This window comes from Micromonospora sp. NPDC006431 (genome assembly GCF_042870725.1).
Taxonomy (GTDB): Bacteria; Actinomycetota; Actinomycetes; order Mycobacteriales; family Micromonosporaceae; genus Micromonospora.
Window position 1 is genome coordinate 488,735 of sequence record NZ_JBIAHQ010000001.1, and the last position, 22,713, is coordinate 511,447.

At 72.4% G+C, this 22,713-nt stretch carries 23 protein-coding genes and 1 pseudogene; 17 read left to right on the top strand and 7 right to left on the bottom strand.

From position 1 onward, the window contains the following. Positions 1-23: 23 nt before the first annotated feature. Both ACFYM6_RS02445 and ACFYM6_RS02450 read left to right on the top strand, forming a co-directional pair. Positions 24-941, top strand: coding sequence for an ATP-binding cassette domain-containing protein (locus tag ACFYM6_RS02445; RefSeq protein ID WP_387271471.1), 918 nt, complete (start codon positions 24-26; stop codon positions 939-941). Continuing rightward, on the top strand, positions 938-2,530 hold the full coding sequence (locus tag ACFYM6_RS02450) for an ABC transporter permease (RefSeq protein WP_387271473.1): 1,593 nt from the start codon (positions 938-940) through the stop codon (positions 2,528-2,530). Before ACFYM6_RS02445 ends, ACFYM6_RS02450 begins: the two co-directional genes overlap by 4 nt. A 114-nt stretch (positions 2,531-2,644) precedes the next feature. Here ACFYM6_RS02450 and ACFYM6_RS02455 read toward each other — a convergent pair whose 3' ends face one another. After that, entirely contained in the window at positions 2,645-2,977 is a 333-nt protein-coding gene (locus tag ACFYM6_RS02455) for an STAS domain-containing protein (RefSeq protein ID WP_387271475.1), read from the bottom strand. Positions 2,978-3,123: 146 nt separating this feature from the next. Between ACFYM6_RS02455 and hemL the strand changes: the two genes are divergently transcribed. From hemL to ACFYM6_RS02495, 8 genes and pseudogenes are all read left to right on the top strand, one after another. Continuing rightward, positions 3,124-4,461, top strand: coding sequence for a glutamate-1-semialdehyde 2,1-aminomutase (hemL, locus tag ACFYM6_RS02460; protein WP_387271477.1), 1,338 nt, complete (start codon positions 3,124-3,126; stop codon positions 4,459-4,461). An 85-nt stretch (positions 4,462-4,546) separates the two neighbouring features. After that, entirely contained in the window at positions 4,547-5,194 is a 648-nt protein-coding gene (locus tag ACFYM6_RS02465) for a histidine phosphatase family protein (protein ID WP_073834164.1), read from the top strand. Continuing rightward, positions 5,194-5,766, top strand: coding sequence for a TlpA disulfide reductase family protein (locus ACFYM6_RS02470; protein WP_073834163.1), 573 nt, complete (start codon positions 5,194-5,196; stop codon positions 5,764-5,766). The genes ACFYM6_RS02465 and ACFYM6_RS02470 overlap by 1 nt, the downstream gene beginning before the upstream one ends. After that, on the top strand, positions 5,766-6,647 hold the full coding sequence (locus tag ACFYM6_RS02475; protein ID WP_387271479.1) for a cytochrome c biogenesis CcdA family protein: 882 nt from the start codon (positions 5,766-5,768) through the stop codon (positions 6,645-6,647). The genes ACFYM6_RS02470 and ACFYM6_RS02475 overlap by 1 nt, the downstream gene beginning before the upstream one ends. After that, entirely contained in the window at positions 6,647-8,263 is a 1,617-nt protein-coding gene (locus ACFYM6_RS02480; protein WP_387271481.1) for a cytochrome c biogenesis protein ResB, read from the top strand. The genes ACFYM6_RS02475 and ACFYM6_RS02480 overlap by 1 nt, the downstream gene beginning before the upstream one ends. Beyond that, positions 8,263-9,246: a c-type cytochrome biogenesis protein CcsB gene (gene ccsB, locus ACFYM6_RS02485; protein WP_387271483.1), complete on the top strand. Its 984-nt coding sequence runs from the start codon at positions 8,263-8,265 to the stop codon at positions 9,244-9,246. Before ACFYM6_RS02480 ends, ccsB begins: the two co-directional genes overlap by 1 nt. A gap of 186 nt (positions 9,247-9,432) precedes the next feature. After that, positions 9,433-10,959: an ATP-binding protein gene (locus ACFYM6_RS02490; protein WP_387271485.1), complete on the top strand. Its 1,527-nt coding sequence runs from the start codon at positions 9,433-9,435 to the stop codon at positions 10,957-10,959. A gap of 115 nt (positions 10,960-11,074) precedes the next feature. Then, positions 11,075-11,200 (top strand): annotated as a pseudogene (locus ACFYM6_RS02495) (DUF397 domain-containing protein); the annotation flags it as partial. Between the two features lie 134 nt (positions 11,201-11,334). Here ACFYM6_RS02495 and ACFYM6_RS02500 read toward each other — a convergent pair. Next, a complete protein-coding gene (locus ACFYM6_RS02500) occupies positions 11,335-11,805 on the bottom strand; it encodes a MarR family winged helix-turn-helix transcriptional regulator (protein WP_387271487.1) in 471 nt (156 codons plus the stop codon). Between the two features lie 63 nt (positions 11,806-11,868). Between ACFYM6_RS02500 and ACFYM6_RS02505 the strand changes: the two genes are divergently transcribed. After that, positions 11,869-12,429, top strand: a complete 561-nt coding sequence (locus ACFYM6_RS02505) for a carboxymuconolactone decarboxylase family protein (protein WP_387271489.1) — start codon at positions 11,869-11,871, stop codon at positions 12,427-12,429. Between the two features lie 82 nt (positions 12,430-12,511). Here the strand turns inward: ACFYM6_RS02505 and ACFYM6_RS02510 are convergent, their stop codons facing one another. Together ACFYM6_RS02510 and ACFYM6_RS02515 are read right to left on the bottom strand one after the other, a co-directional pair. Next, a complete protein-coding gene (locus ACFYM6_RS02510) occupies positions 12,512-13,735 on the bottom strand; it encodes a S8 family serine peptidase (RefSeq protein WP_387271491.1) in 1,224 nt (407 codons plus the stop codon). Further along, positions 13,732-14,484 carry a hypothetical protein gene (locus tag ACFYM6_RS02515; protein ID WP_387271493.1) on the bottom strand — a complete coding sequence of 251 codons (753 nt, stop codon included), beginning with the start codon at positions 14,482-14,484 and terminating at the stop codon, positions 13,732-13,734. The genes ACFYM6_RS02510 and ACFYM6_RS02515 overlap by 4 nt, the downstream gene beginning before the upstream one ends. A 309-nt stretch (positions 14,485-14,793) precedes the next feature. Here ACFYM6_RS02515 and ACFYM6_RS02520 point away from each other — a divergent pair, with 309 nt between their 5' ends. Further along, on the top strand, positions 14,794-16,254 hold the full coding sequence (locus ACFYM6_RS02520) for a menaquinone biosynthesis decarboxylase (protein WP_387271495.1): 1,461 nt from the start codon (positions 14,794-14,796) through the stop codon (positions 16,252-16,254). Further along, complete coding sequence (gene mqnP / locus ACFYM6_RS02525) at positions 16,254-17,168, top strand: menaquinone biosynthesis prenyltransferase MqnP (protein WP_073834153.1); 915 nt, start codon at positions 16,254-16,256, stop codon at positions 17,166-17,168. The genes ACFYM6_RS02520 and mqnP overlap by 1 nt, the downstream gene beginning before the upstream one ends. An 8-nt stretch (positions 17,169-17,176) precedes the next feature. Here mqnP and ACFYM6_RS02530 read toward each other — a convergent pair whose 3' ends face one another. Next, positions 17,177-18,172, bottom strand: coding sequence for a terpene synthase family protein (locus ACFYM6_RS02530; RefSeq protein ID WP_387271497.1), 996 nt, complete (start codon positions 18,170-18,172; stop codon positions 17,177-17,179). 170 nt (positions 18,173-18,342) lie between these two features. Here ACFYM6_RS02530 and ACFYM6_RS02535 point away from each other — a divergent pair, with 170 nt between their 5' ends. Beyond that, on the top strand, positions 18,343-18,987 hold the full coding sequence (locus ACFYM6_RS02535) for a UbiX family flavin prenyltransferase (protein ID WP_073834152.1): 645 nt from the start codon (positions 18,343-18,345) through the stop codon (positions 18,985-18,987). Between the two features lie 30 nt (positions 18,988-19,017). On the opposite strand, the gene ACFYM6_RS02540 is transcribed toward ACFYM6_RS02535, so the two are convergent. Beyond that, positions 19,018-19,284 carry a BldC family transcriptional regulator gene (locus ACFYM6_RS02540; protein ID WP_073834151.1) on the bottom strand — a complete coding sequence of 89 codons (267 nt, stop codon included), beginning with the start codon at positions 19,282-19,284 and terminating at the stop codon, positions 19,018-19,020. 270 nt (positions 19,285-19,554) lie between these two features. Here ACFYM6_RS02540 and ACFYM6_RS02545 point away from each other — a divergent pair, with 270 nt between their 5' ends. The 3 genes from ACFYM6_RS02545 to ACFYM6_RS02555 all read left to right on the top strand — a co-directional run bounded on the left by ACFYM6_RS02545 (position 19,555) and on the right by ACFYM6_RS02555 (position 22,028). Beyond that, entirely contained in the window at positions 19,555-20,013 is a 459-nt protein-coding gene (locus ACFYM6_RS02545) for an Lrp/AsnC family transcriptional regulator (RefSeq protein ID WP_357434683.1), read from the top strand. A gap of 70 nt (positions 20,014-20,083) precedes the next feature. Then, the gene (locus ACFYM6_RS02550) at positions 20,084-20,914 is read left to right on the top strand and encodes an SDR family NAD(P)-dependent oxidoreductase (RefSeq protein ID WP_387271500.1); all 831 of its coding nucleotides are present in this window, start codon (positions 20,084-20,086) and stop codon (positions 20,912-20,914) included. A 22-nt stretch (positions 20,915-20,936) separates the two neighbouring features. After that, a complete protein-coding gene (locus ACFYM6_RS02555; RefSeq protein ID WP_387271502.1) occupies positions 20,937-22,028 on the top strand; it encodes a PLP-dependent cysteine synthase family protein in 1,092 nt (363 codons plus the stop codon). A 16-nt stretch (positions 22,029-22,044) separates the two neighbouring features. On the opposite strand, the gene ACFYM6_RS02560 is transcribed toward ACFYM6_RS02555, so the two are convergent. Then, positions 22,045-22,665, bottom strand: a complete 621-nt coding sequence (locus ACFYM6_RS02560; RefSeq protein WP_387271855.1) for a putative glycolipid-binding domain-containing protein — start codon at positions 22,663-22,665, stop codon at positions 22,045-22,047. Between the last annotated feature and the right edge of the window lie 48 nt (positions 22,666-22,713).

The following is a 22,713-nucleotide window of genomic DNA, read 5'->3' on the forward strand; positions in this document are numbered from 1 at the left end:
GAAACGAGCGTAGCTTCCGAAGTATGGAAACCCCAATTGAGGTGTCCGGCCTGGTGAAGAATTTCGGCCGGACCCGGGCACTCGACGGACTCGACCTGACCGTCCGCACCGGGCAGGTGCACGGCTTCCTGGGCCCCAACGGCGCCGGCAAGTCGACCACCATCCGGGTGCTGCTCGGCCTGCTGCGGGCGGACGCGGGGGCCGTCCGGCTGCTCGGCGGTGACCCGTGGCGGGACGCCGTCGCCCTGCACCGCCGCCTCGCGTACGTCCCCGGTGACGTCACGCTCTGGCCGAACCTGAGCGGCGGCGAGGTGATCGACCTGCTCGGCCGGATGCGCGGCGGGCTGGACCCGAAGCGCCGCGCCGAGCTGCTGGAGTCCTTCGAGCTGGACCCGCGCAAGAAGGGCCGGGCCTACTCCAAGGGCAACCGGCAGAAGGTGGGCCTGGTGGCCGCGCTCGCCTCCGACGTCGAGCTGCTCATCCTCGACGAGCCGACCTCCGGGCTGGACCCGCTCATGGAGGAGGTCTTCCAGCACTGGGTCCGCCGGGCCAAGCAGGACGGCCGCACCGTGCTGCTCTCCAGCCACATCCTGGCCGAGGTGGAGGCGCTCTGCGACCGGGTGACGATCATCCGCAACGGCCGCGCCGTCGAGTCCGGCACCCTCGGCGAGCTGCGCCACCTGCACCGCACCGCGATCGACGCCGAGGTCGCCGCGCCACTGGACGGGCTGGCCGACCTGCCGGGTGTGCACGACCTGCGGGTGGACGGCAACCGGGTGCGCTTCGACGTGGACTCCGCCGCCCTGGACACCGCCCTGCGCCGGCTCACCGAGCTGGGCGTACGCAGCCTGGTCAGCCAGCCGCCGACGCTGGAGGAGCTGTTCCTGCGGCACTACGAGGCGATCCCCGGCCAACCGGCCCCTGCCGAGGCGACCCGATGAACACCTTGACCGGCACGCGTCACCTGGCCCGGCTGATCCTGCGCCGGGACCGCGTCCTGCTCCCGCTCTGGGTGCTGCTGCTCGCCGTCCTGCCGATGACGTACGCGACCAGCTTCTTCGAGCTCTTCCCGACGGACGCCGACCGGGCCGCGTACGCCGCCGGCACGGCCCGCAACCCGTCGATCGTCGCGCTGCTCGGCCCGGTGTACGGCGACAGCGTCGGCGCGCTGACCGCCCAGCGCTCCGGCTTCCTGCTGGTGATCATCGCGCTGGCCAGCCTGCTCACCGTCGTCCGGCACACCCGCACCGAGGAGGAGGCCGGCCGGCGGGAGCTGCTCGGCGGCACGGTGCTCGGCCGGTACGCCGGGCTGACCGCCGCGCTGCTCGTGACGTACGCGGCCGACCTGCTGCTCGGGCTGCTCACCGCGGCCGGGCTGGTCTCCGCCGGGCTGCCGGCGGCCGGCTCGTACGCGTACGGCCTGTCCGCCACGCTGACCGGCGTGGTCTTCGCCACGATCGGTGGGCTGGCCGCCCAGCTCACCGAGACGGCGGGCGGGGCGCGGGGCATCGCCATCGGGGTGCTCGGTGCCGCCTTCGGGCTCCGGCTGCTGGGTGACACCGCCACGCACGACTGGCCGAGCTGGCTCTCCCCGCTGGGCTGGGCGCCGCGGGTGCGGCCATACGAGGGGGAGCGCTGGTGGGTGCTGGCCCTGCCGCTGGTCGCGTCGGTGCTGATCGCGGCGGTCGCGTACCCGGTCTCGGTGCGCCGCGACCTGGGGGCCGGGGTGCTGCCGCCCCGGCTCGGGCCGGCCGCCGCCGGCCGGGCCCTCTCCGGATCGTTCGGGCTGGCCTGGCGGCTGCACCGCGGGCAGATCCTCTGGTGGTCGGTCGGCTTCGGCCTGCTCGGGTTGATCCTCGGCGGGGCGGCGCAGGCCGCCGGCCGGTCCGTCGAGGGCAACCCGCAGCTGGAGGAGATCATGGCCCGGATCGGCGGTGCCTCGGGGCTGGCCGATGCCTACCTGGGCGCCACGCTGAGCCTGGCCGGCCTGGCCGCGGCCGGGTACGGCGTCCAGGCCGCCCTGCGGATGCGGGCGGAGGAGACCGCCGGGCGGGCCGAGCCGCTGCTGGCGACCGGCGTGCAACGCTCGGCCTGGCTGCTGTCCCACGTGGTGTTCGCGCTGCTCGGGCCGGTGGTGGTGCTCGCCGTGACCGGCTTCACCACCGGCCTGACCTACGGGCTGAGCGTGCACGACGTGCCGGCGGAGCTGCCCCGGATGGTCGGCGCCGGGCTGGCCCAGGTGCCGGCGGCGTGGGTGCTGACAGGGATCGCCGTGCTGCTCTTCGGGCTGCTGCCCCGGCTCGCCTCGATGGCCTGGGCGGTGCTCGCGGTCTGCGTGCTGCTCGGCCAGCTCGGCGCTGTGCTGAAGCTGGACCGGTGGCTGCTGGACCTCTCCCCGTTCAACCACACCCCGCAGGTGCTGCGGGAGCACTGGAACGCCACCCCGCTCTACGTGCTGGCCCTCGTGGCGCTGCTGCTCGCGCTCGCCGGCCTCACGGCCTTCCGCCGCCGCGACACCCCCGTCACCTGACCCACGCGGCCAACCAGGTTGATCATGAGGTTGGCGGCGCCTGGCGAGATCGACATCGCCGTCAACCTCATGATCGCCGGGGCGCGAGGTGGGGGCGCGGGGGGTGAGGGTGGGTCAGGGGGCGGTTTCGTTGCGGATCATCAGGGCCGAGCGGAGGCCGGTGATGTCCAGGACGCGCAGGAGGAAGTCGCCGACGTTGCTGAGCACCAGGAGGCTCTGCGCGTGGCTGGCCTTGCGGCTCAGCACCACCAGCGTGCCGAGCCCCTGCGAGTCGCAGAAGGTCACCCCGCCGAGGTCGAGCACGATGCGCGGCGGCGGATCGGCCAGCACCTCATTGACGACGGTCGACAGCTGGGCGGCCGTGAGCATGTCGATCTCACCAGCGAGGCGAAGCACGGCTTCGTCGCCCGACCGGTGTACCGCGATGGACAGTTCGGCACGATCCACCCGGTTAGCCTATCGCGATCTCGACCGCCCGGCCCGTCGAGGCACCTTAGCTGTCGATCTCGGCCGGACGGACGGCGTGAGCCCGGTAACCCCCCGTGCGGGGTGGCTGCTGATCAGCCGCCCGACGCTGACACAATGGCGGCATCGTGACCGAGACCATTTCCGCCGGATCCGGCCGTTACCCGGCCGACGCGCCGGCCTCCGAGGCCCTGTTCGACCGCGCCAAGGCCATCGTGCCCGGCGGGGTGAACTCCCCCGTACGCGCGTTCCGTGCCGTCGGCGGCACCCCGCGCTTCATGGTCCGGGGGGAGGGTCCCTGGCTCTTCGACGCCGACGGTCGCCGCTACGTCGACCTGGTCTGCTCCTGGGGGCCGCTGGTCCTCGGCCACGCCCACCCCGCGGTGGTCGAGGCGGTGCAGGCCGCCGCCGCGTACGGCACCAGCTTCGGCACGCCGACCCCGGGCGAGGTCGAGCTGGCTGCGGAGATCGTCGACCGCACCCCGGTCGAGCAGGTCCGCCTGGTCAACTCGGGCACCGAGGCGACCATGTCGGCGATCCGGCTGGCCCGCGGCTTCACCGGCCGCGCGAAGATCATCAAGTTCGCCGGCTGCTACCACGGCCACTCGGACGCGCTGCTCGCCGCCGCCGGCTCCGGCGTGGCCACGTTCGGCCTGCCCGACTCGCCCGGCGTGACCGGCGCGGCCGCCGGCGACACCATCGTGCTGCCGTACAACGACCTCCGCGCGGTGGAGGAGGCCTTCGCCGCCGAGGGAGCGCACATCGCGGCGATCATCACCGAGGCGGCCGCCGGCAACATGGGCGTGGTCGCCCCGCGCGACGGCTTCAACCAGCAGCTCGCCCGGATCGCCCACGCGTACGGCGCGCTGCTCATCGTCGACGAGGTGATGACCGGGTTCCGGGTCTCCCGCGCCGGCTGGCACGGCCTCGACGCCAGCGACGCCGACCTGTGGACGTACGGGAAGGTCATGGGTGGCGGACTGCCCGCCGCGGCGTTCGGCGGGCGTGCGGAGATCATGTCCAGGCTGGCGCCGGCCGGCCCGGTCTACCAGGCCGGCACCCTCTCCGGTAACCCGCTGGCGTGCGCCGCCGGCCTGGCCACGCTGCGGCTGGCGGACGACGCGCTCTACCGGAAGCTGGACGAGACGGCCGCCGTGGTGGGCAAGCTCGCCACCGACGCGCTGGCCGCCGCCGGCGTCCCGCACCGCCTGGCGACCGCGGGCAACATGTTCTCGATCTTCTTCACCGACGTCGACGTGGTCGACTACGACAGCGCCCGCACCCAGCAGGTGCCCGCGTTCAAGGCGTTCTTCCACGCGATGCTCGCAGCCGGCGTCTACCTGCCGCCGAGCGCCTTCGAGGCCTGGTTCGTGTCGGCGGCGATCGACGACGCCGCCCTGGAGCAGATCGCCGACGCCCTGCCGGGCGCGGCGACGGCGGCGGCAGCGGCGGGACACGGGGGGTAGAGGTCGTGAGCGAGCGGAGCGAGCGAACCATCAGGCTCAGTAGCGTGGCGCCTCGCGCCGCCGCGGAGCGGAGCGGAGTGGCGGCGTGAGCGAGACGGTGGTCCACGTGCTGCGGCACGGCGAGGTGTACAACCCGAACGGCATCCTCTACGGCCGGCTGCCCGGTTTCCGTCTCTCCGAGCTGGGCGTCCAGATGGCCAAGGCCGCCGCCCAGGCGCTCGCCGACAAGACCGTGGTGCACGTGGTGGCGAGCCCGCTGGAACGCGCGCAGCAGACCGCCGAGCCGATCGCCGCGCAGTTCGGTCTCCCGGTCGGGGTGGATGAGCGGCTGATCGAGAGCGCCAACTGGTTCGAGGGCAAGAAGGTCTCCCCGGGCGACGGGTCGTTCCGCGACCCGCGCAACTGGTGGGTGCTGCGCGACCCGGTCACCCCGTCCTGGGGTGAGGCCTACCGGGCGATCGCCGAGCGGATGTTCGCCGCGCTGCACGCCGCCCGGATCGCCGCCGAGGGACGCGAGGCCGTGCTCGTCTCCCACCAGCTCCCCATCTGGACGCTGCGCCGCTACGTCGAGCGCAAGCGGCTCTGGCACGACCCGCGCAAGCGGCAGTGCGGGCTGGCCAGCCTCACCTCGTTCCACTTCGACGGCGCCAAGATCGTCGGCATCGGGTACTCCGAGCCGGCGGCCCACCTGATCGCGATCTCGCCGACCGCCCGGACGGCCAAGGGGGCCTGATGCTCACCCGGAGGCTCGTCGCCGCCCTGCTCGCCGCCGTCACCGCCGGTACGGCGCTGGTCGGCTGCTCCTCCGGGAGCCAGGAGAGCCGCTGCTCCGACCAGAACGGCGTCATCGAGTGCGCGCCCGACCAGCGGTCGAAGGCCCCCAAGCTCGCCGGTGACCTGCTCACCGGCGGCCGGTACGACGTCGCCGACGCGCGCGGTCAGGTCGTCGTGGTCAACTTCTGGGGCTCCTGGTGCGCGCCCTGCCGGGCCGAGGCCGACGACCTCGAAGCCACCTACCAGGCCACCAAGGCGTCCGGGGTCAGCTTCCTCGGCATCAATGTGCAGGACAGCAAGGACAAGGCGATCGCCTTCGAGGAGGGCCGGGTCACCTACCCGAGCCTCTTCGATCCGGCGAGCCGGCTGGCGCTGGCCCTGGACATCCCGCCGAACACCATCCCGGCCACTGTCGTGCTGGACCGCGAGGGGCGGATCGCCGTCGTGATCCGGGCCGCGGTGACCCAGGACCGGCTGCGGCCCGTCGTCGAGCGGATCGCCGCCGAGCAGCCGGCGTCCGGATCCCGCTGATGGGTGAGACCTTCCGCCAGCTCGCCGAGTCCGGCCCGCTGCTGCTGGCCGTGGGCGCGGCGGCGCTCGCCGGGCTGGTCAGCTTCCTGTCCCCGTGCGTCCTGCCGCTGATGCCCGGCTACCTGTCGTACGTCACCGGGCTGGCCGGCACCGACCTGGAGGGGCGGGCGCAGAGGAACGATCCCCGGTCAACGTCCCCGGCCGAGCATGGGGCCCCGGCGGACAGCGAAGGCGGCGGGGACGGCCCGACCGGCGGCGCGGTGGCCGTCGCGGCGCCCCCGGCGGCCCGGCCGGTGGCGGCGGTCAAGGGGCGGGTGCTCGCCGGCACGCTGCTCTTCATCGCCGGGTTCACCGCCGTGTTCACCGCCACCGCGATCCTCTTCTCCGGCGTCGGCAGGCTCTTCTTCGAGCACGAGCGCACGCTGGAGATCGTCATCGGCGCGCTGGTCGTGGTGCTCGGGTTCGGCTACCTCGGGGTGATCCCCGGGCTGCAGCGCGAGTTCCGCATCCGCCGGCTGCCCGCCGCCGGACTGCTCGGCGCCCCGGTGCTCGGCGCGGTCTTCGCGCTGAGCTGGCTGCCGTGCACCGGCCCGACGCTCGGCGCGGTGCTCGGCCTGGCGACGGCGGAGGGCAAGACCGACCGGGCGGTGCTGCTCGCCGTGGCGTACTGCCTCGGGCTGGGGGTACCGTTCGTCGTCTTCGGGCTGGGCTTCCGCCGCCTGCTCGGGGTGTTCCGCGCCGTCCGGCGCAACAGCCGGTGGGTCACCCGGATCGGCGGTGCCCTGCTCATCCTGATCGGCCTGGCGCTGGTCACCGGCGGCTGGCAGAACTTCGTGATCTGGCTGCAGACGCACGTGGGCGTGGGCGAGGTGAGCATCTGATGACGACCGTGGACGACCGGCCGGCGGCCCCGCCCGCGCCCCGGCGGCGGGTCAACCCGGTGCTGGCCCTGCTGCGCAACTCGTGGCGGCAGCTCACCAGCATGCGTACCGCGCTGATCCTGCTCTTCCTGCTCGCCGTCGCCGCCATCCCCGGCTCGGTGCTCCCGCAGCGCGGCGTCAGCCCGGAAAAGGTCAACCAGTGGTTCGTCGACCACCCCGACCTCGCCCCGCGCCTGGACCAGCTCGGCATGTTCGAGGTCTTCGGCTCGGTCTGGTTCTCCGCGATCTACCTGCTGCTCTTCACCTCGCTGGTCGGCTGCATCCTGCCCCGGGCCCGCGACCACGGCCGCGCGCTGCGGATGAGGCCGCCGGCCGCCCCGAAGCGCCTGGAGCGGCTGCCGCAGCACGCGGTGCTGGAGGCCCCGGCCGCCGCCGACCCCGAGGCGATCGCGGCGGTGCTGCGCCGCCGCCGCTGGCGGGTCGTGGTCCGCGGCAACGAGGTCTCCGCCGAGAAGGGCTACTTCAAGGAGACCGGCAACCTGCTCTTCCACGTCTCGCTGGTCGCCGTCCTGCTCGGGGTCGCGGTCGGGTCCTGGTACGGCTGGCACGGCAACCGCATCCTCGTGGCGGGCGCGGACAACGCCTTCTGCAACACCCGGCAGCAGTACGCCGAGGCGACGCTCGGCCCCCGGGTGGACAGCGCCGACCTGCCGCCGTTCTGCCTCACCCTGGAGCGGTTCGAGGCGGACTACCTGGCCTCCGGGCAGGCCGCCCGCTACTGGGCCACGGTGAAGGTCGACCACCTGGCCGACGGGTCGGAGCGGACCGCCGGCTTCTCGGTGAACTCGCCGCTGCGGCTCGGCTCGGCCAATGTCTACCTGCTCGGCAACGGGTACGCGCCGATCCTCAGGTACACCGACAAGTACGGCAACACCCAGACCAGCGAGGCACCGTTCCTGCGCACCGGCGACGCGAACGCGACGGAGGAGGGGGTGGCCGCGTTCCCGGACGCGAACGTCGACCCCAGGAGCGGCCAGCGGGACCCGGACCAGCAGATCGCCTTCGACGGGCTCTACCTGCCCACCGCTCCGGAGAGTGCCCCGTTCGTCGCGTCGCAGTTCCCCGAGGAGCGCAACCCGGTGGTGAACCTGCGCGCCTACCGCGGGAACCTCGGGTTGGACGCCGGCATCCCCGCGTCGGTCTACCAGCTCGACCAGCGGCAGATCGACAACGGCAAGCTCAAGGAGATCGGCAACAAGAAGCTGGCCGTGGGCGAGAAGTGGACCCTGGACGACGGCAGCACGCTGGAGTTCGTGGGCACGAAGCCCTACATCACCATCGCGGTCCGCCACGCCCCCGGGCAGACGCTGATGCTCGGCGCCTGCGTGACGCTGCTCGCCGGCCTGATGGGCTCGCTCTTCGCCCGGCGGCGGCGGGTCTGGTTCCGGGTTTCGCCCCCCGAGGGTGGATCTCCGACGCGCGGTAGTAGTTTGGTGGAGGCCGGTGGGCTGTCGCGCACCGAGCATCCGGGGTTCGCCGACGAGTTTGCGCAGCTCGTCGCCGCGGTCAGCGACGACGGGCGACGCGCCGGCCGGGCGCGAGAAGGGGTCGAGTGATGTCCGCACTCTCCGACCAGCTGGTCACGTACGCGATCCTGGCGTACCTGGTCGCGATGATCAGCCACGCCGTCGAGTACGCGCTCGGCAACGCCCGCGCGGTGGCGGTGAAGGCGGCCGCCCCGGCCCGTGAGCTGGTGGGCGCCGGTGTCGGCGGTGCCGGCGGGACCGTGTCGGCGCCGGCACCGGCCCCGGCCGAGACCCGCCCCAGCCGCTTGGCCACCCGGGCCGTGCTCGCCGGGCGGATCGCCGGCTGGGTCACCGCGCTCGCCGTCGTGCTGCACCTGGGCGCGGTCGTCACCCGGGGCGTGGCCGCCGAGCGGATGCCCTGGGGCAACATGTACGAGTTCGTGCTGACGGTCACCTTCATCGGGGCCGGGGCCTGGCTGGCGGTGCTCTGGCGGCACCCCGCGCTGCGCCGGCTCGGGCTCTTCCTGACCCTGGTCATGGTGCTGCTGCTGGCGTTCGCCGAGCTGAAGCTCTACGTGCAGGTCACGCCGCTGATGCCGGCGCTGCAGTCGTACTGGTTCATCATCCACGTGTCGACGATCATCTTCGCCTCCGGCATCTTCCTGCTGGGCGTGGTGCCGGCTGCGGCGTTCCTGATGCGGGCCGGCTGGGAGCAGGGGCGGCGGAGTTTCCCGTACACCCTGGCCCGCCGGCTGCCGGCGGCGGCCGGCCTGGAGCGGCTGACCTTCGCGCTGCACGCCTTCGCCTTCCCGATCTTCACCTTCGCGGTGATCGCCGGGGCGATCTGGGCCGAGGCGGCCTGGGGTCGGGCCTGGGGCTGGGACCCCAAGGAGACCTGGGCGTTCATCTCCTGGGTGGTGTACGCCGGCTACCTGCACGCCCGGGCCACCCCGAGCGTCAAGCGGAACGTGGCCACCTGGATCTCGATCCTGGGCTTCCTGACCATGCTGATGAACCTGTTCGGGGTCAACTTCTTCTTCACCGGCCTGCACTCGTACGCCGGCGTCAACTGATCCCCGTCGGGCGTCGGCCGGTGAGCACCCGGTCGACGCCGAGCGTCACCTGGTAGGCGATCTCGGGGATGTCGGCCAGCTCGATCCGCTCGGCCGCGCCACGGGGCGACCGTGTCTACTCCTACCTCTGCAAGATGTAGGACTACACTTCTAAGAACTGTAGTTCTATGAAATGCGGTGGCTCTCGTGGCTCAACTGTCCAAGCCGAAGGGGATCTTCGACCGGGACGTCGAGTGGGCCGAGCTGACCCGCTTCGCCACCGACGAGCGCCCCGGCGCGACGCTCGGGGTGGTCAGTGGGCGACGCCGGCAGGGCAAGACACTCCTGCTCTACGAGCTGGCCCGAGCCAGCGGCGGCTTCTACTTCGGGGCCACCGAGGCGACGGCGGCGGAGTCGCTGCGGCGGCTCGGCGAGGCGCTCGGCGCCTACGCGGATGCGCCGGGCCCGGTTCGGCTGGCGGACTGGAGCGCGGCAGTGGATGCCCTGCTCGCCCTGGGGCGGGAGCGCCCGGTGACCGTGGTCATCGACGAGTTCCCGTATCTGGTGCGTGGGGCCCGGGACCTTCCGTCGATCATCCAGCACGCCCTTACTCCCGGGCGGCCGGAACGTGCCGAGTCCCGTACCCGTCTGCTGCTCTGCGGATCGGCCCTGTCCTTCATGGGTGGCCTGCTCGCCGGGTCCGCCCCGCTGCGCGGCCGGGCCGGCCTGGAGCTACCGGTGCAGCCGCTGGACTATCGGGCCGCCGCGACGTTCTGGGGCATCGAGGACCCGTTGCTGGCCGTGAAGGTCTTCGCCATCGTGGGTGGCACGCCGGCCTATCGTCGGGAGTACGTCCAGGACGACGCGCCGAGCGGTCCGGACGACTTCGACAATTGGGTGGTGCGCGCGGTCCTCAACCCGGCGCGGCCGTTGTTCCGGGAGGCGCGTTATCTGCTTGCCGAGGACCCCGATCTGCGTGATGTCGCTCTCTACCACTCCGTACTGGCGGCGGTTGCCGAGGGCAACGCCAGTCGTGGCGGGATCGCCGGTTACATCGGACGCAAGGCGAATGACCTGCAACATCCACTCACCGTGCTGGAGGATGCCGGCCTGCTGGTGCGAGAACCGGACCCGCTGCGGAGCGGACGCAGCAGCTACCGGATCACCGAACCGCTCATCACCTTCTACCAGGCCGTCATGCGACCCGCCTGGACCGCGCTGGAACAGCGGCGCGGCGGAGACGTCTGGCGTAGGTCGAAGCGTCGGTACACCAGTGCGGTCCTCGGCCCCCGGTTCGAGGAGATCGTTCGGCAGTGGGCCATCCGTTTCGCCGATCTCGACGTCTTCGACGGCATCGTCGCGGAGGCCAGTGCCGCGACCGTGACGGACCCGTCCTCCCGTACCAGCCACGAGCTGGATCTCGTCGCGCTGGGTGAGCCGCCGCTCGGTGACGGTCCGCGTCCGCTGCTCGCGATCGGGGAGACGAAGTGGGGCCGACGGTTGGGTCAGGCGGACCTGGAGCGGTTGCGGCGCGTACGGGAGTTGCTCGTCCGCCGTCCAGGAGTCGACACCGCCCACACTCGCCTGCTGTTGGCGAGCGCGGAGGGGTTCACTGAGGACTTGATCACGGCCGCGTCGACGCGACCGGACGTCATCCTGGTTGACCCGGGAGTGCTCTACGGCATCGAGGGCAGGGCCTCCACTTCTCTTCCAGGACCTGAGCTGCGGGCCTGACAGGACGCTTCCGGGTCGCTACCGTCCGACACGATGTGTCTCGTCCGCCTGCGCGGCGTCTCCTTCTCTGAAACGGGAGGCGCCCAAGCTCGACTATCGAGGAGATCGCGGAGCCATGGACCTGAACGGCGCCCAGTGGCGCAAGTCCACCCGGAGCGGCAACGACAGCGGCGCGTGTGTCGAGGTCGCCGGCAATCTGCCCGGCCGGGTGCACGTACGGGATTCCAAGGACCGTGCTGGCGCGGTGCATGAGCGCGGGCACTCTTTCAGGGAAGTTGTGCGGATCTTGGCGCGAGGGCGGCCAGGACTCGTTGGCAGCTCTGTGGCGTCTGCCCCGTCATATCGGGTCGCTGAGGCGTAACCGATCCTGACGGTTCAGGCGCCGAACCAGCCGGGGACGTCGAGGCGGAAGACGTCGGCCGGGACCACCCGGCGCAGGTCGTCCTCCAGCGCCGCGACCCGGTCGGCACCGAGGGTGGCCACCCAGCGGTCCCGGAGCTGGTCGAACACGGCTGCGGAGCGGCGCAGCCCGTCCAGCCCCCGGTCGGTCAGTCGGACCAGCTTGCGCCGGGCGTCGGCGGGGTCGTCGGCGCGTTCCAGGTAGCCGAGCGCCACCAGCCGGTCGACGGTCTTGCCCGCCGCCTGTTTGGAGACGCCGAGGCGTTGGCCCAGCTCGCCGGCGGTGGTGCCGGGCACGCCGACCGCCTGGAGGACGAAGCCGTGCACCGGGCGTAGGTCGGGGTGGCCCTGCCGGGCCAGCTCGGCGTGCAGGTCGTCGATGAGCGTTCGGAAGCCGGCGAGCAGGAGCAGCGGGAGCGCGAAGCCGGGGCGGTCAGGCGTTGCCACGTTCGACAACCACGTTTACTATTTGGTCAACCACGTTGACTATCGTACCTGGGAGGGCTCGGCATGTCCCGAGGCGTCTTCACCGCACACACCCCCGACACCGCGCCCGCCGAGGCCCGCGCCACCATGGCGGGCGTCCACCGCAAGCTCGGTCACCTGCCCGGCGCCGTCGCGCTGATGGCCGAGTCCCCGGAGCTGCTCAAGGGCTTCCTCACCGCCAACGCCGCCTTCGAGGCCACCGACCTGGACCCGGTCGCCCGCGAGGTGGTGGTGCTGACCGTCGCCACCCGCAACGAGTGCCACCTCTGCGTGGCCATGCACACCGCCACCCTCACCCGGCACGGCGGCCCGCCCGAACTGGTCGCGGCGCTCCGTGCGGGCACCGACCTGCCCGACCGGCGGCTCGACGCGCTCCGCCGGTTCACCCTCGCCGTGCTCGACCACCGGGGCGCCGTGCCCGACGGCGAGCTGAACGCCTTCCTCGCCGAGGGTTGGCTGCCCAGGCACGCGCTGGACGTGGTGCTCGGCGTCGGGACGTACACCATCTCGACGTTCGCCAACCGGCTCACCGACGCCCCGCTCGACCCGCCCCTCGCCGCGTACGGCTGGGAGCCGGCCGCCTGACCGAGGACGCTCGCCTGACTGTGCGCGCGGCGAAGGGGTGGCCACCGCGAGTGCGACGCCCACCCCTTCGCCGTGCTGGTGATCAGCGCGGTGCAGGGACCGGTGGCCGGCCGTGAGCCGCGGCCCGGCGGCCGGCGAGGAACAGGACCAGGCCGATGACCAGACCGAGCAGTCCGAGCCCACCTCCGATGCCGCCGACGACCAGGTACGACCTGTCCCACGGTTGCCCGATGCGCTGCGGGGTGCCGTCGTCCCCGGGGCCGAAGTGGCCGCCTGCGCCCTGCTTGCCGACCGGCAGGGCGGCCGTGCCCGGCTTCAGGCCGGCGGCCGCCCTGAGCGCGGCTTCGGCGTCGACCATGCCGTACCCGGTCTGCGGGTTGTGCCCCTTGCGGTGGGTCGAGGCGGTCCGCTGGAGGAGCTGTTCGACCTGGCGTGGCGACAGGTCGGGGTACTTCGACACGAGCAGCGCCGCGACGCCCGCGGCGAGGGCAGTGGCCGACGAGGTGCCCTGGACCTTCTTGCGCCCGCCGTCGATGTTGGCGGAGTAGATCTCCACCCCGGGCGTGACGACGTCGACATAGCTGTGGACCTGGGAGAACTTCGCCCGGGTGCCCTGTGGGGTGGCAGCGCCGATTGCGATCACCCCTGGGTACGCGGCCGGGTAGGCCAGCTCGTTTTGTTCGTCACCCCAGTTGCCGGCGCCGGCGATCACCACCACGCCTTTCGACAAGGCGTACGCGATCGCCTCGGCTTCCCGATGAATATAGGACCCGGAAGATGTCTCACTGGCGAGCGACATGGAGATCACCTTGGCGCCCTGGTCAACCGCGGCACGGATCGCCCGCTCCACGGCCAACCCTTCGCGCTTCTCCTTGTCCGGGTTCTCTCCGTAGCTCTCCATCTGCTCGAGCCAGGTCTGGAAGTCCGGATCTTCATCGTCGCGGATGGCTCGAAGGCCCAGCACCCGGGCGGCCGGTGCGACGTCCAGCACGCTGGAGGCCATGGAGGTGCCGTGGCGGCCGTACCACGACTCCTTCTGATCGGTTTCGCCGAGGAAGTCGGTGCCCTCCGTGGCTCGGCCACGCAGCGCCTTGTGGCCGGTGCGGATCCCGGTGTCGATGACGGCGACCGTGACGCCGTCGCCTTTGCTGATCTTGTGCGCGGCCGGCACGGACATCGCCGCCAGTTCCCACCCGTTCGGCGCCGCGCGGGCCGGGCTCGGTGTGCTGGTGACGACGCCGGCGGTCACGGCGAGCAGGGCCGGGACGGCGAACACCTGACGGACCCGGGACGACAGCTTGATCATTGACCCCGTCCCGTGATCGCGTAATCCAGCACCTGGGCGTACCCTCTCAGCAGAATGTCGGACATGTCCGGGTAGCTCCGCATGTCTTCTTCGCCGTCCAGCTTCCACTCCCCAGGCAGGACGCCGATGTTTCGAGTGCCGTCGGCCGGGCCGACCGAAATCGCCGCCACGTAGGGCATGTCGAACCCGATCCCGGTCGCGCCGCCGGCGAAGGCCCGCGCCTTGACCCACGTGGCGGCGGGCGTACCTGGAACCGCGACCGGAACGACCAGCGGCCCGGGGTCCTTGGCCCAGTAGAACTCCTCGACGACGGGCTTGGCTTCGGCATAGGAGTCGAGGACGATGACCGCGATCGTCGCCGCGGCGTCTCCGCCGATGTGCACGTAGGTAGCGCGCAGTACGGCCTTGCAGCCCTTGGCCGTGAGGGCCTCAGCGAAAGCCTTTCGGAGCGCCTCCTCACAGGACGCCTCCTTGGCGATCCCCTGCCGCGACCACGCGCGAGTCTCCTCGTCGCCGCGGGGCCAGCCGAGGTAGTCGGGGAAGATCTCGTCGGTCTTCAGGTTGTGCCAGGCCACCGGGTTGAAGGCGTCGTTCGAGACCTGGATCTGATGGTTCTTGTATGCCTGCAGGACCACGACACCGCCGATCAGCATGGGAAAGATGCTGAGCGCCGCGAACAGGATGCCGAAGACCTTGCGCTTCGTGCCCTTCCGCTTGACCGGCGGCGCCGGGAGGAGGCCGGGCGGCATCCCGTACGGGGGCGCTCCTGCCGGTGATGGCGGGGGTGGCACCGCGGGGAAGCCCGGCTGGGGTGGCGGCCCCGGGAACGACTGGGGTGGCTGAGGGTATGACAAAACGATCCTTCCTGCATGCAGGCAGCACACTATGACGCGCCATCCTGCCGGAGCCACCGTGCACGATGCTCAAATTCCTCCTCAGGGTGTGCACGGTGCCCACTCACGGCGCGGAGGAGGTTGTCAGGGTGGCCGGCGGCCAACCGTGCCATCCAGGGACCCCGGCGAGGCCGGGCGGGTGGCCGGTGGGGGACACTGGCGGTCATGGCGGCTCGTGGCTTCCCGTACACCGATCTCAAGGACTTCCTCGCGGCGCTGGAGCGCGCGGGCGAGCTGCGGCGGGTGAGCGTCCCGGTCGACCCGACGCTGGAGATCAGCGAGGTGGTCACCCGGACCGTGCGGGCCGACGGCCCGGCGCTGCTCTTCGAGCGGCCGACCCGGGGCGAGATGCCGGTGGCGATCAACCTGTTCGGCACCGAGAAGCGGATGGCGATGGCGCTCGGCGTCGACTCGTTGGACGAGATCGGCGAGCGGATCGGCGGGCTGATCAAGCCGGAGCTGCCGGTCGGCTGGTCCGGCATCCGCGAGGGCCTCGGCAAGGTCATGCAGCTCAAGTCGGTCCCGCCGCGCAAGGTGAAGACCGCGCCCTGCCAGCAGGTGGTCTACCGGGGCGAGGACGTCGACCTGAACCGGCTGCCGGGCCTGCAGGTCTGGCCGGAGGACGGCGGGATCTTCCACAACTTCGGCCTGACCCACACCAAGCACCCGGAGACCGGCAAGCGCAACCTCGGCCTCTACCGGCTCCAGCAGCACAGCCGGAACACCCTGGGCATGCACTGGCAGATCCACAAGGATTCCACCGCGCACCACGCCGTCGCCGAGCGGCTCGGCCAGCGGCTCCCGGTCGCCATCGCGATCGGCTGCGACCCGGTCGTCTCGTACGCGGCCACCGCGCCGCTCCCCAGCGACATCGACGAATACCTGTTCGCCGGCTTCCTGCGCGGTGAGCGGGTGGAGATGGTCGACTGCCTGACCGTGCCGCTGCAGGTGCCGGCGCACGCCCAGGTGGTGCTGGAGGGCTACCTGGAGCCCGGCGAGCGGCTGCCCGAGGGGCCGTTCGGCGACCACACCGGCTTCTACACCCCGGTCGAGCCGTTCCCGGTGCTGCACGTCGAGACCATGACCATGCAGCGCGACCCGGTCTACCACTCGATCGTCACCTCGAAGCCGCCCCAGGAGGACCACGGCCTGGGCAAGGCCACCGAGCGGATCTTCCAGCCGCTGCTCAAGCTGCTGATCCCGGACATCGTCGACTACGACCTACCGGCCGCCGGGGTCTTCCACAACTGCGCGATCGTGTCGATCCGCAAGCGCTACCCGAAGCACGCGCAGAAGGTGATGAGCGCGATCTGGGGCGCGCACCTGATGTCGCTGACCAAGCTGATCGTGATCGTCGACGAGGACTGCGACGTGCACGACTACAACGAGGTCGCCTTCCGTGCCTTCGGCAACGTCGACTACGCCCGCGACCTGCTGATCACCGAAGGGCCGGTGGATCACCTCGACCACGCGTCGTACCAGCAGTTCTGGGGCGGCAAGGCGGGCATCGACGCGACCCGCAAGCTGCCCGCCGAGGGCTACACCCGGGGCTGGCCGGAGGAGATGACCATGTCGCCCGAGGTGGTCTCGCTGGTCGACAAGCGCTGGAAGGAGTACGGGATCTGATGGCCGCCGTCGCCGAGGCCCCGGTGGCACGCCCGGGCAAGGTCAAGTCGTTCCTCAAGCTGGTCACGATCGAGCACTCGGTCTTCGCGCTGCCGTTCGCGTACCTGTCCGCGCTGACCGCGATGCAGGTCCACGGCGGGCGGGTCCGCTGGGTCGACCTGCTGCTGATCACCGTGGCGATGGTCGGGGCGCGGACGTTCGCCATGGCCGCCAACCGGATCCTCGACCGGCGGATCGACGCGCGGAATCCGCGTACCGCCAACCGGGAACTGGTCACCGGGGCGGTGAGCCTGCGGACCGCCTGGACCGGCGCGGCCGTCGCGGTGGTGGTCTTCCTCGCCGCCGCCGCCCTGCTCAACCCGCTCTGCCTGGCGCTCGCGCCGCTCGCCGTGATCCCGCTGGTCGTCTATCCGTACGGCAAGCGGTTCACCAACTGGCCGCACGCCATCCTGGCGGTCGCCCAGGCGGTCGGGCCGGTCGGCGCCTGGCTGGCGGTCACCGGCACCCTCGCCGGCTCGGGACCGGCCTGGCTGCTCGGCGCGGCCGTCGGCCTGTGGATCGGCGGCTTCGACCTGATCTACGCCTGCCAGGACGCCGACGTGGACCGGACCATCGGCGTGCACAGCGTCCCGGCGCGCTACGGGCTGCGCTTCGCGCTGCACGCCTCCACCGTCGCGCACGTGGTGACCTTCGCGCTGTTCATCTGGTTCGGCGCGCTGGTCGGCTTCGGCTGGCTCTGGTGGATCGGGCTGGCGTTCACGGCGCTCGCCTTCGGCTACCAGCACCTGGTGGTCAGCCCGACCGACCTGAGCAAGGTCAACCGGGCGTTCTTCACCGCCAACGGATTCGTCGGCATCGCGCTGTTCGTGTTCGCCCTGCTCGACCTGGTGGTCCGCCTCGGCCTGCGGGCCTGAGTCGAAGGTCAGCGGGCGGCGGTGCCCGTGAGCCCGGGTCGGCGGGTGGCGCCGGCCGGGTAGCGGGCGCTCTCCAAGGTCCAGTCGACGGTGCCGCGGACCGCGTTCGAGAAGCCGTCGAGGTGGACGGCGACCGACCCGTCCAGCGCCGGGCCGAACGACGGTACGGCGGCGCGCAGCGTCATGAAGCGGGCCATCTCGGTGCGCCAGCGGTCGGCGACCAGCGCCACCGCCTCCGCCGCCGGCACGCCCCGCTCGGCGGCCAGCGCCAGCACCAGGTTGTGGCCGCCGGCGGTGGCCCGGTCGCGGTCCAGCGAGGCCAGGTCGTTGAACCAGGAGAGCAGGTCGTTGGCGAGCTCGGCGAGGCGGCGCAGCGCCGGATGGTGGTAGACCGGGTCGGGCAGCGGCCGGCCGGTCGCGAACTCGATCAGTGGGTACGACACGTACGCGGCCGAGGTGGCCCGGCGCAGCGCCACGTACTCCTCGATCCCGGGCGGGCGGCCGGCGGCCTTGGCGGCCGCCTCCCGCCAGGCACCGTCGAGATGGTCGGCGACGGCGTCGGAGAAGCGTTGCCGCCAGCGGGCCGGCATCCGCCGCCGGGGCTCCCGCCACGCCTGCACGAGCAGCCGGCGCAGGGGACCGGAGAATCCGGGGTGGCGGGCCCGGGGGCCCTCCCGGAGCAGGGCCAACGTCCCATCCCGCAGCGCCCGGATGCCCGCCGGGTCCGGCCGTCCCGGCCCGTCGCACAGATCGTCGACCAGGAAGAACCAGGCGAACAGGGCGGCCAGCGCGCGCAGGTCGGGCTCGGTGGCGTCCGGGTAGAGCCGGCCGGCGTATCGGGCGAAACCGGCCCGGGCCAGCCGCTCCCGGGCGGCGGCGTCCCGGAGCAGGCCCAGCTGGTCGAGCTGGTCGCCCAGCCACTCCTGCACCCCGTCCGCATACGGCGAGAGCCGGGGCCGGATCGGGCAGTCGGACCGCAGCGAGCGGAGCACGGCCTCCGTCATCACCGATCCCTTCATGGACATGAATGATCGTCGGAAGCATGGCAGGTCGACGGGGCGCCCGCCGCCCCGGTCGGACAACGTCGCTTGTCGTGGGACAAGCAGGACGGCCCAGGCGTGCCGTGGGGGGGGTCCCCGCCCGGCCGCCCGGCCGACCAGGCACGCTTGACGGTATGCGCGAACCATGGGTGGTCGGCGTCTCCGGGGCCTCCGGCACGCCGTACGCGGCCGCGGTCGTCCGGGGCCTGCTCGACGCCGGCGAGGCCGTGGACCTGATCGTCTCCCGGGCCGCCCGGCTGACCATCCTGGACGAGACCGGCCGCGCCTTCCGGGACGCGCACTGGGCCGACGACCTGGCCGCCTGGCTGGGCCGCGACCTCGCCGACGCGGACCTGCGGCACTGGCCCGCCGGCGACCTGGCGGCCGGCCCGAGCAGCGGCTCCTACCGGGTACGCGGGATGGCGGTGGTCCCGGCGAGTACCGCGGCCTGCGCGGGTATCGCGATCGGCCTCTCCAAGGACCTGTTGCAGCGCGCCGCCGAGGTGAACCTCAAGGAACGGCGGCCGGTGGTGGTGGTGCCGCGGGAGACTCCGGTGACCCGCAGCCACCTGGAGCACCTCATCGCCCTGCACGACGCCGGTGCGGTCGTGCTGCCGGCCAGCCCCGGCTTCTACGGTGCCGGCGCGGCGGCCTCCGCCCAGCAGTTGGTCGACTTCGTGGCCGGCAAGGTGCTGGACGCGCTCGGCGTACCGCACACGCTCTTTCGTCGTTGGTCAGGTGAGCTGGCCGCGGCCCGGCGGGACGCGGACCGGGCCTGACGGCCGGCCCGCGTGCCGATCGTTACCGACTCAGTACATGCCGGCGTTCGCCGGTCCGGGGCCGGTCGAGGCGGTCGGACCCATGTTGCGCGACTTGCCCATGTCCTCCGCCTCGTCCAGCATGCCCTCCCCCTCGAGCAGAGCCCGTACCTCCGATTCCCGAAACCGGCGATGCCCGCCTGGAGTCCGGATGCTGCCTATCCGGCCGGCCGCTGCCCATCTCGTCACGGTCTTCGGGTCAACCCGAAACAGCGCGGCGACTTCACCCGGTGTCAGCAGGCGATCTCCAGTGTCCACAGCCCCCTCCTCGCATCGACGAAGCCCCCGGCTGAACACACTGCCCCCGGCCGGTGCGAGCCCAGAGCCGTCATGAGGGACGTATGGCAATTACAGCACCAGCGACCTGGCCTGTACGCCAAAACGCGAAAAACGCACGGAAGTGAGAAGTTAGTAAATGGTACCGGCCGAGAACTGCCCTGACTGCTGGTTTGTGAACCGTTACATGACGTCATGTTCAACTGTTGCCGACCGTCGGGCGTTACGCCCGAACGGATAGGGTGACACTCCGTGGACGCGATCGACCTGAGCCTCGTGGAGCTGTTGCGCGGCAACGCCCGTTTGTCGTACGCCGAGCTGGCCCGCCAGGTCGGGCTCTCCGCCCCGGCGGTGCACGAGCGGGTCGGCAAGCTCGAGTCGAGCGGGGTCATCCGGGCGTACCGGGCCGAGGTCGAGCCGGAGGCGATCGGGCTCAGGGTCACCGCGCTGATCGGCATCGTCGAGGACTCCAACGCCGACACCGACGACGTGCTGGAGGCGTTCCGGCAGATGCCCGAGATCGAGTCCTGCTACTTCATGGCCGGGGTCGAGTCCTTCCTGCTCAAGGCGCGGGTGGGCACCATCGCCGAGCTGGAGCAGCTCATCGTCCGGCTGAACCGGACGCCCGGGGTGGCCTCCACCCGTACCGGGATCGCCCTGTCGACCAAGTGGGAGAACCGGCCCCAGCCGATCGAGCCGTCCGCCTCCTGACCGGCTCGCGCCGGCCGGCCGGTCCCCGAGACCTCTGGTCCTGACCTGGCCGCGGGGATACGGTGCGCCGATGACGATCTCGGCGCGGGGAGCGGCCGTGGTGACCGGGGCGGCCGGCGGGCTCGGCCGGGCCATCGCCGCCGCGTTGCACGTCGACGGATGGCGGGTCCTACTCACCGATGTGGCCGCCGAGGCGGTGGCCGCCGCCGCCGCGCCGCTCGGCGGCTGGTCCCGACGGCTCGACGTCCGGGACGAGGCCGCCTGCGCCGAGGTCGCCGCCACGGCGGCAGGGGCGGCCGGCGGGCTCGGGCTCTGGGTGAACAACGCCGGCCTGCTGGCCACCGGACCCGCCTGGACGCACGACGCGGCGACCCGCCGGCGGCTGGTCGAGGTGAACGCGCTGGGCGCGATGACCGGGACGCTCGCCGCTCTGGCGGTCATGCGCCGACAGGGCCACGGGCATGTGCTCAACGTCGTCTCCCTGGCCGGGCTGATCGCCGCCCCCGGCGAGACCGTCTACGCGGCCAGCAAGCACGCCCTGCTCGCGTTCAGCCTGGGCACCCTGGCCGACCTGCGGATGGCCGGCATCCGGGACGTACACGTGTCGTGCCTCTGCCCGGACGGGATCTGGACGCCGATGCTGCACGACAAGCTCGACGACCCCGGGGCCCTGGCCTCCTTCACCGGGTCGCTGCTCACGCCGGAGCGCGTGGCCGCGCGGGCGGCGCGGCTGGCCCGCCGCCCGCGCCCGGTGGTCAGCCTGCCACGCTGGCGCGGTGCCCAGGTCCGGCTCCTCGACGCCTTCCCCCGGCTCGCCCTGGCCCTCACCCCGGTGATCCGGGCCGCCGGTCGGGCCGGCCAGCGCCGGCAGGCGCACCGGGTCCCCCCGGGCGCGAGCTGACCTCGCTTGTAACGTTGCCGGCGTGACTCATCTCGACCGGTGTGACGAGGCCAGCCGAGCCTGGGTGACCGAGGCGATTGCCACGGTCGAGGCGGACGCCAACCGCTCCGCCGACACCCACCTGCTCCCCTTCCCGCTGCCCCGCGAGTGGGGCATCGACCTCTACCTCAAGGACGAGTCGGTGCACCCCACCGGCTCGCTCAAGCACCGGCTGGCCCGCTCGCTCTTCCTGTACGGGCTGTGCAACGGCTGGATCGGGCCGGCGACCACGATCATCGAGGCGTCGTCCGGCTCGACCGCGGTCTCCGAGGCGTACTTCGCGCGGATGCTGGGGCTGCCGTTCATCGCGGTGATGCCCGCCAGCACCTCGCCCGAGAAGATCGCCCAGATCGAGTTCCAGGGCGGGCGCTGCCACCTGGTCCCGGATCCGGCCAAGGTGGTGATCGAGGCCCGCTGGCTGGCCGAGGACACCGGTGGCCACTTCATGGACCAGTTCACGTACGCCGAGCGGGCCACCGACTGGCGGGGCAACAACAACATCGCCGAGTCGATCTATGCGCAGCTCGCGCTGGAGCGGCACCCCGTACCGGCGTGGATCGTGGTGGGCGCCGGGACCGGCGGCACCAGCGCCACCATCGGCCGGTACGCCCGCTACCGCCGGCTGCCCACCAAACTCTGCGTGGTCGACCCGGAGAACTCCGCGTTCTACCCCGCCTGGCAGGCCGCCGACTGGTCGGTGCGGACCGGCCGGGGCTCCCGGATCGAGGGGATCGGGCGGCCCACCGTCGAGGCGTCGTTCGTGCCCTCGGTGGTGGACCGGATGGTCCAGGTGCCGGACGCCGCGTCGCTGGCCGCCATGCGGGCCGGTTCGGCGGTGCTCGGCCGCCGGGTGGGCGGCTCCACCGGCACCAACCTGTGGGGCGCGTTCGGGCTGATCGCGGAGATGGTCGCCGCCGGGCGGAGCGGGTCGGTGGTGACCCTGATCTGCGACGCCGGCGACCGGTACGCGGACACGTACTACGCCGACGACTGGGTCGCCGGGCAGGGCCTCGACCTGGCCCCGCACCGCGCCACCATCGACCGCTTCCTCGCCACCGGCGCCTGGCCGGCCTGACGGAACGCAGGGCAGGTCAGCCGGGGAAGACCCGCTCGGCCAGCCCCGGGTAGCGCACCACGAAGCTGTTCGGGTCGAGGTCCAGGTCGGCGGTGTAGCTGTCGCTGGCGAAGCGGATCCGGGCCGGCCCGAGCGAGGTGTAGATCTGCTCGGCGGGGATCACGGCCAGGCCCGGCACCAGCACCCAGGCGACGGCGATCCGCCGGGCCTGCTCCGCCGGAGCCCGGCTCAGCCCGAGCCGGCGGATCGGAAGGGTGTTGAACAGCGCGGCACCGCCCAGGTCGACGTCGAGCGCCGCGGCCAGCCGGTCCGGCTCGTCGGTGCCGGGCAGCCCGGCGGGCGGATGCCCGGCCGCGGCCAGCACCGCGTCCAGGTCGCCCTCCTCGCCGGTGCGCACCCGCCACCCGTCCCCGTCGCGTTCCAGACGTACGCTCCGCGCCCAGCCGGCGCCGTCGGCCTCGACCTCCAGCCGGGTCGTCGACCAGTCCGCGCCGGCCGTAAGCCGGTACCGGCAGGTGTACGGGATCGGGTCCACGGCCAGCATCACGCCCTGCGCGGTGAGGCCCTGGCGGTCGTCGAGGACGGCGTGCTCCGAACCGGCGGTGTCGGTCCTGGACCAGAAGAACGACTTCGGCATCGTGGGCATGAACCGGACGTTACGCCACCCGACCGACGCCGTCGCGGG

What these genes read in the sequence shown, in the direction of transcription:
- ACFYM6_RS02445 (WP_387271471.1), top strand. Translation starts at nt 24, where the DNA reads ATGGAAACCCCAATTGAGGTGTCCGGCCTGGTGAAGAATTTCGGCCGG.
- ACFYM6_RS02450 (WP_387271473.1), top strand. Translation starts at nt 938, where the DNA reads ATGAACACCTTGACCGGCACGCGTCACCTGGCCCGGCTGATCCTGCGC.
- ACFYM6_RS02470 (WP_073834163.1), top strand. Translation starts at nt 5,194, where the DNA reads ATGCTCACCCGGAGGCTCGTCGCCGCCCTGCTCGCCGCCGTCACCGCC.
- ACFYM6_RS02475 (WP_387271479.1), top strand. Translation starts at nt 5,766, where the DNA reads ATGGGTGAGACCTTCCGCCAGCTCGCCGAGTCCGGCCCGCTGCTGCTG.
- ACFYM6_RS02480 (WP_387271481.1), top strand. Translation starts at nt 6,647, where the DNA reads ATGACGACCGTGGACGACCGGCCGGCGGCCCCGCCCGCGCCCCGGCGG.
- ccsB (WP_387271483.1), top strand. Translation starts at nt 8,263, where the DNA reads ATGTCCGCACTCTCCGACCAGCTGGTCACGTACGCGATCCTGGCGTAC.
- ACFYM6_RS02505 (WP_387271489.1), top strand. Translation starts at nt 11,869, where the DNA reads ATGTCCCGAGGCGTCTTCACCGCACACACCCCCGACACCGCGCCCGCC.
- ACFYM6_RS02510 (WP_387271491.1), bottom strand. Translation starts at nt 13,735, where the DNA reads ATGATCAAGCTGTCGTCCCGGGTCCGTCAGGTGTTCGCCGTCCCGGCC.
- ACFYM6_RS02515 (WP_387271493.1), bottom strand. Translation starts at nt 14,484, where the DNA reads ATGCCGCCCGGCCTCCTCCCGGCGCCGCCGGTCAAGCGGAAGGGCACG.
- ACFYM6_RS02520 (WP_387271495.1), top strand. Translation starts at nt 14,794, where the DNA reads ATGGCGGCTCGTGGCTTCCCGTACACCGATCTCAAGGACTTCCTCGCG.
- mqnP (WP_073834153.1), top strand. Translation starts at nt 16,254, where the DNA reads ATGGCCGCCGTCGCCGAGGCCCCGGTGGCACGCCCGGGCAAGGTCAAG.
- ACFYM6_RS02530 (WP_387271497.1), bottom strand. Translation starts at nt 18,172, where the DNA reads ATGACGGAGGCCGTGCTCCGCTCGCTGCGGTCCGACTGCCCGATCCGG.
- ACFYM6_RS02535 (WP_073834152.1), top strand. Translation starts at nt 18,343, where the DNA reads ATGCGCGAACCATGGGTGGTCGGCGTCTCCGGGGCCTCCGGCACGCCG.
- ACFYM6_RS02550 (WP_387271500.1), top strand. Translation starts at nt 20,084, where the DNA reads ATGACGATCTCGGCGCGGGGAGCGGCCGTGGTGACCGGGGCGGCCGGC.
- ACFYM6_RS02560 (WP_387271855.1), bottom strand. Translation starts at nt 22,665, where the DNA reads ATGCCGAAGTCGTTCTTCTGGTCCAGGACCGACACCGCCGGTTCGGAG.